Here is a 9,314-nt window from a genome sequence, read left to right as displayed (position 1 = left end):
AACCGAGACTGCCGGGCAGACCCCAACCGATCGCACCGCGCAGGAATCGACCGGTGTCACGGGCTCGGTTTGGGTGGCCGACGAGACCGGAAACAGCCTGACGGTCCTGGATACGGCGGCCAACACGGTGGTGACCACGCTGACCGGGATTCAGGCGCCGCACAACGTCCAAGTGGGACAAGACGCGGCCACGGTGTACGCGACCAGCGTGGGTACCGACACGGTGGTGGCCATCGACGCCGAGACGTATGAGGTTCGGGCGACGGCCCAGACTGGGCATCACCCGGCGCATGTGATCGAGGCCCCCAACGGCAAGGTCTATGTGGCCAATTCCGACGACGGCACCGTGTCGGTGTTTGAGCGCCAAAGTCTGCAGCCGCTGGGGCAGATCGAATTGGGCGGGATGCCACACGGCCTGCGCGCAGCCGCCGACGGCTCGGTCATCGTCGTCGCCAACCACATGAGCGGCGCACTGGATGTGATCGACAGCCAGACAGACCAATTGCAGTTCTCGGTGCCGGTGGGCGCTGGGCCGGCTCAGGTAGCGGTCACCGCTGACGGACGCTACGTCTACACCGGTCTCACCGAGCCCGCGGCGGTGGTGAAGGTCGACCTAAGCGCACGCAAGGTGGTTGGCAGCGTCGCGGTGTCTGCGCCGCCGGTACAGGTGTACCTCACACCCGATGACGCGACGGTGGTCTCGGCCGACCAAGGCACTCCGGACGCCCCGGGGCATGCGGTATCGCTGATCGACACCAGGACGATGAACGTGCGCGCCACCGTCGCGACCGGCGCCGGGCCGCACGGTGTGGTGATCGACCACGCAGGCAACCTGGCCTGGGTCACCAACAGCTACGACAACAGTGTCTCGGTCGTCGACCTGGGCGACCAGACGGCGTCGGCCACGATCCCGGTCGGGTTGGGTCCCAACGGCATCAGCTTCGCACCCCGGCCACCCGCGCCCGGTGCCCCGGCCACCGAGCTGAACCTTCCCGCACCGGGAACCGTGGCCGACGAGGACTCCAGTGGCCCACCGCAGTCGCACCACCCGGGGCACCGATGAGCGCGTGTCGGGGCGACCGATAGTTGTTCACGGGTGCCATCTGGGCGAAACCTCACGTCGTGGAGCGCCGCTTCGCAGATACTGACTGCTTGTGGGGGCGACATCTGTTCAGGACCGACTCTTCCCGACCATGACCTGTTTCGGTTGCGGACCGGCCAACCCTCGCGGGCTTCAACTCAAGAGTTACGTCGCCGACGGGTACGTCACCGCGACCTTCGCGCCATGGGCCGAGCACGACAACGGCTTGGGCTTTCTCAACGGCGGCATCATCGCGACCCTGCTCGACTGCCACTCGGCCGCCGGCGTCATGAACGAGGCCTCGCTGCAGGGATGGGATCCTCCGCCCGGGGCACTGCTGCCCTTCGTGACAGCGGGCATCGATGTCCGGTATTTGCGGCCCAGCCCGCTGGACACCCCGGTGGAGCTCCGCGCCGTCATCGTCCAATCCACCGGAGCCGAGATCGTCTGCGACGCCGAGCTGATCTACGACGACAAGATCCGCGCCTCGGGCCATGCGGTGTGGAAACGCTGGCGATCTCGCTGATTTGGCGCGTCGCGGTGCGGACAAGTTCTAGGCTTGGCAGCGAACGTCGGGGGGGGGGCAACATGAAGCGATTCACACACGACGACATCCCCGCGGTGGTGGCGGGCGGGGGCGTGGACTTCCGCAGCCAGCAGGTGGGGGAGTTGTCGATCGCGTGGGTCCGGTTGGCGGCCGGAACCGATCTGCGGCCGGCCCTGATGGGACTCGACGACGACCTCTGTCAGTGTCCGCACTGGGGCTACATGCTCAGCGGCCAACTGTGCATGCACACCCGGGAGGGACAGCACACCTATACCGCCGGAGACGCGTTCTACTGGGCTGCGGGGCATGCACCCGAGGCGATTACGGACTGCGAGTACGTCGATTTCTCTCCCACCGAGCGCATCAAGCCGGTGCTCGATCACCTCACCGGTGCTGGCCGCTGACCCTCGGGAGCGGCCCGGCCGAACTCCCATTCGCATCATGGCGAGGTTCGGCGGCGTGGCGCCAGAATTTGCAACGCGCCTCGCGCGTAGGAAAGCCTCCCTGGAGTGGGGCGATCACGTGACCGAAGGGCTGCGCCACCTCCGCTGAGGTGCTCTACTCGAGCGCGCCCTGGCTCTCTAGAGCACTCGCGCAACCGTCGAGGATCACGCGGAAGTTCCACCGCAGCAAGCGGGATGTGACAGCCTGCAGTGCTTTTCCGCCGACCCAAATCGGGTGCTTATAGGTGGACACCCAATTCACGTGTGTGCCGCCCGCTGTCGGGGTCACGGTAATGGCGCCGCCGTCATGGTCGAACGACGGCAGGGACCGAACAATCCGATACGAGTAGCTTCGCGGTGGGTCGTAGGCGGTGATCTCCTCGCGGAACCACACCCCCACGGCGGTGACTTCTCGGACTGCGCCGACGCCGACCCCAGGGGAGGTCTTCGCCCATCCTGCCCGCAGAACCAACGGACCGGAAGTCAGGTTGGCGGGGTCGGCGAGCCAATGGAAGACCAGGTCCGGTGACGCTCCGATCGTGCGCTCCACATGGATCGTGACCATGCGAGGAATGCTAGGCCCCCGCGTCGGCGCCTGTCAGCTGCCCGACGACCTTCTTCTTGTCCACTTTGCCGACCGCGGTCTTGGGCAGCGTCGGCATCGGCGCGAGCACGTCCGGCCGGCAGTGCGCGGACACCCCGCGCGCGTCGAGGAACTGGTTGAGCTCGGCCAGCGATATCGGCGCCCCCCTGAAAACCACAGCAGCACAGATCTTCTCGCCCAGGTACTCATCGGGCAGCGCCACGGCCGCGGCGGCGTAAACCGCCGGATGCGCGAACAGATGCTCCTCCAGATCCGACGCCGACACCGTCTCACCACCGCGGTGGATGACGTCCTTGATACGGCCGGTGACCTCGACGTAGCCGGCCCGCGGACCGTCGGCGAAGATCCGCACCCGATCGCCGGTGCGGTAGAAGCCGTCGGGGCTGAACGAGCGAGCATTCGCCTCGTCGGCGCGGTAGTAGCCGTTGAGGGTGTAGGGCCCGCGCACCAACAACTCGCCCTCTTCGCCCGGCCCGACCTCGGCGCCCGAGTCGTCGACCACCCGCATCTCGTCGTGCGGTGACATCGGCCGGCCCTGCGTGTTGACCACCACCTCGACCGGGTCGCCGGGTCGGGTGAAATTCAGCATGCCCTCGGCCATGCCGAAGATCTGCTGCAGTCCCGGGGTGAGCCCGTCGAAGATGTAGCGGGCCTCCTCGGCGGTCATCCGGGATCCGCCCACTTGCACCAGGCGAAGCGTCTTGGGCAGCACTGGTTCCCATTCGCAGGCCTGCGTCCACATCTTGGCCAGCGCGTTGACCAGCGCGGTGACGGTGACCTTGTGCCGGTCGATCAGCGCAAAGGCCGACTCGGGGCTGGGGTCGTTGGTGAACACGCAGGCGGCGCCGACGGTCATCGACCCCAACAACCCGGGACAGGCCAGTGGGAAGTTGTGCCCGGCGGGCAGCACCACGAGATACACGTCGTCACCGGTCAGCTTGCACTCCTGGGCGCTGGTGACGGCGTTGTACACGTAGTCGTTGTGGGTGCGGGCGATCAGCTTCGGTAGCCCGGTGGTCCCGCCCGACACCAGCAACAGGGCCGGCCCGTCCGGGTCGACCGGTGCGCGCTCAAGCGCCGCGCCGTCGAAATCGCCCAGCTCCGACCAGGGTTGGAACGGCCCAGGGTCGCCGTCGACGAACACGTGCCGCAACTGCGGATTGTCGGCGAGCAGATCCTGTGCCATCGTCCGGTGGTCGAAGCCGGCGAGAATGTCGGGAATGACCAGGGCGACTGCTCCGCTCACCGCGGCGAAGTGACTCAGTTCGGCGGCGCGGTGGCCCGGCAGGCACATCACCGGCACGGCGCCTGCCCGCAGCAGCCCGAACAACGCGACCGCGAACCCACACGTGTTCGGCAGTTGCAGCAGCACCCGGTCACCCGGGCGGATGCCCCGATCGGCCAGCGCGGCGGCGATGCGGTCGGCGCGGGCGTCCAATTCTGCGAACGTGTAGGTGGCCTGCGCGTCGATCACCGCGTCGCGCTCGGGCCACCACGCGGCGGCATCGCCGAGGATCGAGTCGAGCGGACGGTCGCTCCAATAGCCGGCGCGGCGGTATTCCGCGGCCCGCTCGGCGGGGAACGGCACGAAACCTGTGGTCAGGTCACTGATGTCGCGTTGGGCAGGCTCGAATCCGGTGCTCATCGGTGATGTCGCCCCTGTCGGGTAGGTGTGTCCGGTGCGTCGAGAATAAGGTAGCGTCCTCCGCGTTAGTTAGGGCAGCCTGTACTAATGTTTGGAGGATCGACGTGGGTGCTGGTGGGACGAGCGCCGAAACCGTCCGCGCCGAGGTTGCCGAACTGCTCGGCGTGCGCCCCGACGACATCGACCCGGATGCCGACCTGATCGCCTCTGGCCTCGACTCGATCCGCATGATGTCGCTCTCGGGTCGGTGGCGAAAGCAGGGCATCGACATCAACTTCGCCGCACTGGCGGAGTCGCCGACCGTCGCGGCGTGGGCCGCCTTGGTGGCCGACGGGTCTGCCGGCGCGCACACCGCAGAGTCCGCGCACGCCGCCGACCCGGGCGATGACGACACACCGTTCCCGTTGGCCCCGATGCAGCACGCAATGTGGCTGGGGCGCAACGACGATCAGCAACTCGGCGGAGTGGCGGCCCATCTGTACGTGGAGTTCGACGGCGCGGGCGTCGACCCCGAACGGTTACGCGCGGCAGCCGCCAAACTCGTTGCCCGTCATCCGATGCTGCGAGTCGAGATCCTTCCCGACGGCACCCAGCGCATCGGCGACCGCGGCCTGCCGGTCACCGTCTACGATCTGCGGGAACTCGACGCCGACACCGCCGAGCAGCGGTTGCAGACCATCCGCGGTCAGAAGTCCCATCAACTGCTCGACGGTGACGTGCTGGAACTGAGCCTGTCCCTTCGCCCCGACGGCCGCACCCGGCTGCACGTCGACATGGACATGAACGCCGCCGACGCGGTGAGTTACCGCAAGTTCATGGCGGATCTGGCGGTGTTCTACCGCGGCGGACAACTACCCGACCTCGGCTACACCTACCGCCAGTACCGGACGGCGTTGACCGCGGCGGATCCCGGACCATCCGAGGAGGACCGGCGGTGGTGGGCCGAGCGGATCCCCGAGCTACCCGAATCGCCTGCGCTGCCGCTGGTCCCGGCGGCCGAACAGGACGATCCCCGCCGCAGCGTGCGGCTGTGGCACGTCTACGACGTCGCGACCCGTGACGCGCTGTTCGCCGCCGCTCACCGTCGCGGCGTCACCCCCGCGATGGCGGTCGCCGCCAGCTACGCCAACGCGCTCGCGAAATGGTCGACCGGGTCGAGGTTTCTACTCAACCTGCCGATGTTCGGCCGCGAACCGTTCCACCCCGACGTCGAGAAACTGGTCGGCTGCTTCACCTCGTCGCTGATGCTCGACATCGACCTCACCCAGACCCGCACCGCGGCCCAACGTGCCCGCGCCGTGCAGGAGACATTGCACAAAACCGCTCGCCACTCCAGCTACTCGGGCCTGTCGGTGCTGCGCGATCTCGGCCGCCACCGCGGCCACCAGACGCTCGCCCCGATCGTGTACACCAGCGCGCTGGGTCTCGGCGACCTGTTCGCCGGCGAGGTCACCGAGCAGTTCGGCGCCCCGGTGTGGACGATCTCGCAGGGCCCCCAGGTGCTCATCGACGCCCAGGCCACCCCGCTGACCGAGGGCCTGATGATCAACTGGGACGTGCGCGTGGACGCGATCCGACCGGGCGTGCCCGAGGCGATGTTCGCCTACCACATCGCCGAACTGAGCAGGCTTGCCAGCGACGACGCGGCGTGGGACAGGCCCGATCCGCCCGCACTGCCCGACGCTCAGTGCGCCGTTCGCGACGCCTCCAACAGCATCACCGCGGCGCCGAGCGGGGAGGCGATCCACGACGGGTTCTTTCACGCCGCGGCGGCCACCCCCGAGGCGTGCGCGCTGATCGACACCGAGGGCACACTCACCTACGGCCAATTGCGTGAGCGGGCGCTGGCCATCGCGGACACATTGCGCCGCAACGGTGTTCGCCCCGGCGACCTGGTCGCGCTGATCGGTCCGAAGTGCGCCGAGCAGATTCCCGCGGTGCTCGGCATCCTGGCCGCCGGAGCGGCGTACCTGCCGATCGGCGCGGGCCAGCCCGCCGAACGGACCGCGCGCATCCTGCAGTCCAGCGGGGTGGCCGCGGTCCTGCAGTGCGGGGGTGAGGTGCCCGCAGCGGCGGTGGTGCCGACGCTCACCGTCGCCGACGCATCGCGCGGTGACAGCGCCGCCGCGCCCGAACCTGTGGACCCGCAGTCGTTGGCCTACGTACTGTTCACCTCCGGGTCCACCGGCGAACCCAAGGGCGTCGAGTTGACCCACGACGCGGTGATGAACACCATCGAGTTCGTCAGCGCCCGGTTCGGCCTTGCCGCCACCGACCGTAGCCTTGCGCTGGCCTCGCTGGAGGCCGACATGTCGGTGCTGGAGATCTTCGCGATTCTTCGGGTCGGCGGTACGGTGGTCGTCGTCGACGAGGCCGACCGGCGTGCCCCCGACACCTGGGCCGCGCTGATCGAGCAGCACCGCGTGACCTTCCTGAACTGGATGCCGGGATGGCTGGACATGCTGCTGGAAGTCGGTGGCGCGCGGCTGTCGACATTGCGCACGGTGCTTCTCGGCGGCGACTGGGTGCGGCCCGAACTCGTTCGGCGCCTTCGGGACTCGGCACCGAATGTGCGTGCGGCCGGTCTCGGCGGCGCCACCGAGACCGCGGTGCACGGCACGCTCTGTGAGGTCGACGACCTGCCGCCGCACTGGACTTCGGTGCCCTACGGCGCACCGTTTCCCAACAACGCCTGCCGTGTGGTGGCCGCCGACGGCTCCGACTGCCCGGACTGGGTGCCCGGTGAACTGTGGTTCTCCGGGCGGGGCATCGCCCGCGGCTACCGCGGCAGACCCGACCTGACCGCCGAGAAGTTCGTCGAGCACGATGGCCGAACCTGGTACCGCACCGGAGATCTGGTGCGGTACCTACCCGACGGCTGCCTGGAGTTCGTCGGCCGCATCGATGACCGCGTCAAGATCAGCGGCTACCGGATCGAATTGGGTGAGGTGGAGGCCGCGCTCAAACGGGTCCCCGGTGTCGACGCGGCGGTCGCGGCCGTCGTCCCTGGCGAACGCGACATCCTCGCCGCGCTGGTGCGCGCCGAGACGCCTGAAGTCGATTCGCCGGCCGTCGCCGCCGCGATGACCGAACTGGTTCCGGCGCACATGATTCCGACGGTCATCGTGGTGACCGACCGGATTCCGTTCACCGTCAACGGCAAGATCGACCGCGCCGCGGCCGCCCGGCAGTTGGCCGAGGCCGACGTGCCCGTCGCCGATGCTTACCGTGCGCCGTCGACGCCGCTGGAGTCGGCGCTGGCCGCGATCGTCGCCGACGTCCTGGGCAACACCGCGCCCGACGGCGTCGGCGTCGACGACGACTTCTTCGCCCTGGGAGGCGATTCGGTGCTCGCCACCCAGGTGATCGCCTGCGTGCGCGACTGGCTCGACACCCCGACCGCGGTGGTCACCGACATGTTCGCCACCCGCTGCGTGGCGGCGCTCGCCGAACGGCTGGCGAGTCGCGAGTCCGACAGCGAACGCCTGGACGCGGTGGCCGAGGTCTACCTGGAGGTGGCCCAGATGGACAGCGCCGACGTCCTCTCCGAACTACGCCGAAACGGACAAACGGGCGAAGAAGTGCGAGACGGCCGCGCCGTTACGTCGATCTCGGCGGGGCCGGCGGAGGCCTGACCGGCGGGTCAGGGGACCAGGGCCGCGGCCAGCCGTCGCCACTGCTCGCGGGGGAACTCCCGCGGGTCGGCGGTGAGCACCTGCACGCACACGTGGTCGGCGCCCGCGTCGTGGTGTTCCTTGACCCGGCGCAGCACCGCGTCCTCGTCGCCCCACGCGATGATCGCGTCGAACAGCCGGTCGCTGACGGTATCCACGTCCTCCTGGGTGAACCCGCTGCGCAACAGATTGTTGGCGTAGTTGGGCAGGGCGAGATACGAACGCAGCCAATCGGTTCCGACAGCACGCGCGGCGTCGCGGTCGTCGGTGAGCAGCACCGTCTGCTCGGGCAGCAGCAGCGGGTCCGCGCCGAGGTGCTCGCGCGCGTAGCGGGTGTGCTCGGGGGTGACCAGGTACGGGTGCGCGCCGCGAGAGCGCTTGGCCGACAGTTCGAGCATCTTCGGGCCGAGCGCGGCGAGTATCCGGTTGCCGACCGGCACAGGTGGATCCTGCGCATCGAGCGCGTCGAGGTATGCCCGGGTGGCCGTGAGCGGCTTACGGTACCGGCCAGGCTCTTTGGAGTCGATGAGCGGTGCATGGCTGACCCCGATGCCCATCAGGAAACGCTCACCGTGCTTGGCGGTGAGCGAGGCGTAGGAAGCGGCCACCGCGGGCGGTTCGTGCATCCACAGGTTGAGGATTCCGGTGGCGATCACCACCTGCTTGGTTGACGACAGCAGGTGCCCGACCGAATCGAAGACCTTGCCACCGACGTCGGGGATCCACAGCGCGGTGAAGCCGAGGTCCTCCAACTCCGCGGCGGCCTCGGCCGCCTCGGCCTGATCGCCGTAGCGCAACTGCGAACTCCAGACCCCCACGCCCGCCAAATCCATACCGTGTTCCTTTCGTCTTACCGTCGGATGACGCTGCCGGCCACGCTACCGTCGCTGCATGCCATTCGATCGGGGCGCCGTCGGCCGCGCGTTCTCCGAGCATCGCTTCGACGAGGCGCTCGACCATCTCGCCGACGACGTGCGCTGGACAATCGTCGGATACATGGTGTTGGAGGGCGCGGCGGCGGTCCGCCACACCTGCCGCGAAACCCTGGCGAGCCTGGCCGACACCACCACCGTCTACGACCGCTGCGTCGTCGCGGCCGGCGCCGACGCCGTCGCTGTCGACACGATCGCCCGCTACCGGGGGCCCGGCGGCACCACCGCGGTCGCCAATTGCGACATCTACGAGTTCGACGGTGACAAGATCGTCGCGATCACCTCGTATGCGGTCGAGGTCGACCCCGACTCGGCCGGTGCACAGCCCGGACCGCGCCCGACGACGTAGCGGCCGACGCCGAACCGACCCCAGGTAGGGTTAGGCTTC

General features: G+C 68.8%; 8 protein-coding genes. 5 read left to right on the top strand and 3 right to left on the bottom strand.

Annotated elements, in window-relative coordinates; all coding sequences use genetic code 11:
• Positions 1-73: 73 nt before the first annotated feature.
• From ABQE89_RS22605 to ABQE89_RS22595, 3 genes are all read left to right on the top strand, one after another.
• Positions 74-1,063, top strand: coding sequence for a YVTN family beta-propeller repeat protein (locus tag ABQE89_RS22605; protein ID WP_448420816.1), 990 nt, complete (start codon positions 74-76; stop codon positions 1,061-1,063).
• Positions 1,064-1,193: 130 nt separating this feature from the next.
• Positions 1,194-1,607, top strand: coding sequence for a PaaI family thioesterase (locus ABQE89_RS22600; protein WP_448420814.1), 414 nt, complete (start codon positions 1,194-1,196; stop codon positions 1,605-1,607).
• Positions 1,608-1,669: 62 nt separating this feature from the next.
• The gene (locus ABQE89_RS22595; protein WP_448420812.1) at positions 1,670-2,032 is read left to right on the top strand and encodes a cupin domain-containing protein; all 363 of its coding nucleotides are present in this window, start codon (positions 1,670-1,672) and stop codon (positions 2,030-2,032) included.
• 154 nt (positions 2,033-2,186) lie between these two features.
• Here ABQE89_RS22595 and ABQE89_RS22590 read toward each other — a convergent pair whose 3' ends face one another.
• On the bottom strand, positions 2,187-2,636 hold the full coding sequence (locus ABQE89_RS22590; RefSeq protein ID WP_448420810.1) for an SRPBCC family protein: 450 nt from the start codon (positions 2,634-2,636) through the stop codon (positions 2,187-2,189).
• A gap of 10 nt (positions 2,637-2,646) precedes the next feature.
• Positions 2,647-4,320, bottom strand: coding sequence for a (2,3-dihydroxybenzoyl)adenylate synthase (locus tag ABQE89_RS22585; RefSeq protein WP_448420808.1), 1,674 nt, complete (start codon positions 4,318-4,320; stop codon positions 2,647-2,649).
• Between the two features lie 104 nt (positions 4,321-4,424).
• Here ABQE89_RS22585 and ABQE89_RS22580 point away from each other — a divergent pair, with 104 nt between their 5' ends.
• Positions 4,425-7,955, top strand: coding sequence for a non-ribosomal peptide synthetase (locus ABQE89_RS22580; RefSeq protein ID WP_448420806.1), 3,531 nt, complete (start codon positions 4,425-4,427; stop codon positions 7,953-7,955).
• Between the two features lie 8 nt (positions 7,956-7,963).
• Here the strand turns inward: ABQE89_RS22580 and ABQE89_RS22575 are convergent, their stop codons facing one another.
• Positions 7,964-8,827, bottom strand: a complete 864-nt coding sequence (locus ABQE89_RS22575) for an LLM class F420-dependent oxidoreductase (RefSeq protein ID WP_448420804.1) — start codon at positions 8,825-8,827, stop codon at positions 7,964-7,966.
• 58 nt (positions 8,828-8,885) lie between these two features.
• Here ABQE89_RS22575 and ABQE89_RS22570 point away from each other — a divergent pair, with 58 nt between their 5' ends.
• A complete protein-coding gene (locus tag ABQE89_RS22570) occupies positions 8,886-9,275 on the top strand; it encodes a nuclear transport factor 2 family protein (protein ID WP_448420802.1) in 390 nt (129 codons plus the stop codon).
• The last annotated feature ends 39 nt before the right edge of the window (positions 9,276-9,314 follow it).

The organism is Mycolicibacterium sp. XJ1819 (genome assembly GCF_053483675.1).
This window is presented reverse-complemented; position numbering and strand designations above follow the sequence as displayed.

Coding starts and splice junctions, on each gene's coding strand:
- ABQE89_RS22600 (WP_448420814.1), top strand. CDS start 1,194: ATGACCTGTTTCGGTTGCGGACCGGCCAACCCTCGCGGGCTTCAACTC.
- ABQE89_RS22570 (WP_448420802.1), top strand. CDS start 8,886: ATGCCATTCGATCGGGGCGCCGTCGGCCGCGCGTTCTCCGAGCATCGC.
- ABQE89_RS22590 (WP_448420810.1), bottom strand. CDS start 2,636: ATGGTCACGATCCATGTGGAGCGCACGATCGGAGCGTCACCGGACCTG.
- ABQE89_RS22575 (WP_448420804.1), bottom strand. CDS start 8,827: ATGGATTTGGCGGGCGTGGGGGTCTGGAGTTCGCAGTTGCGCTACGGC.
- ABQE89_RS22595 (WP_448420812.1), top strand. CDS start 1,670: ATGAAGCGATTCACACACGACGACATCCCCGCGGTGGTGGCGGGCGGG.
- ABQE89_RS22585 (WP_448420808.1), bottom strand. CDS start 4,320: ATGAGCACCGGATTCGAGCCTGCCCAACGCGACATCAGTGACCTGACC.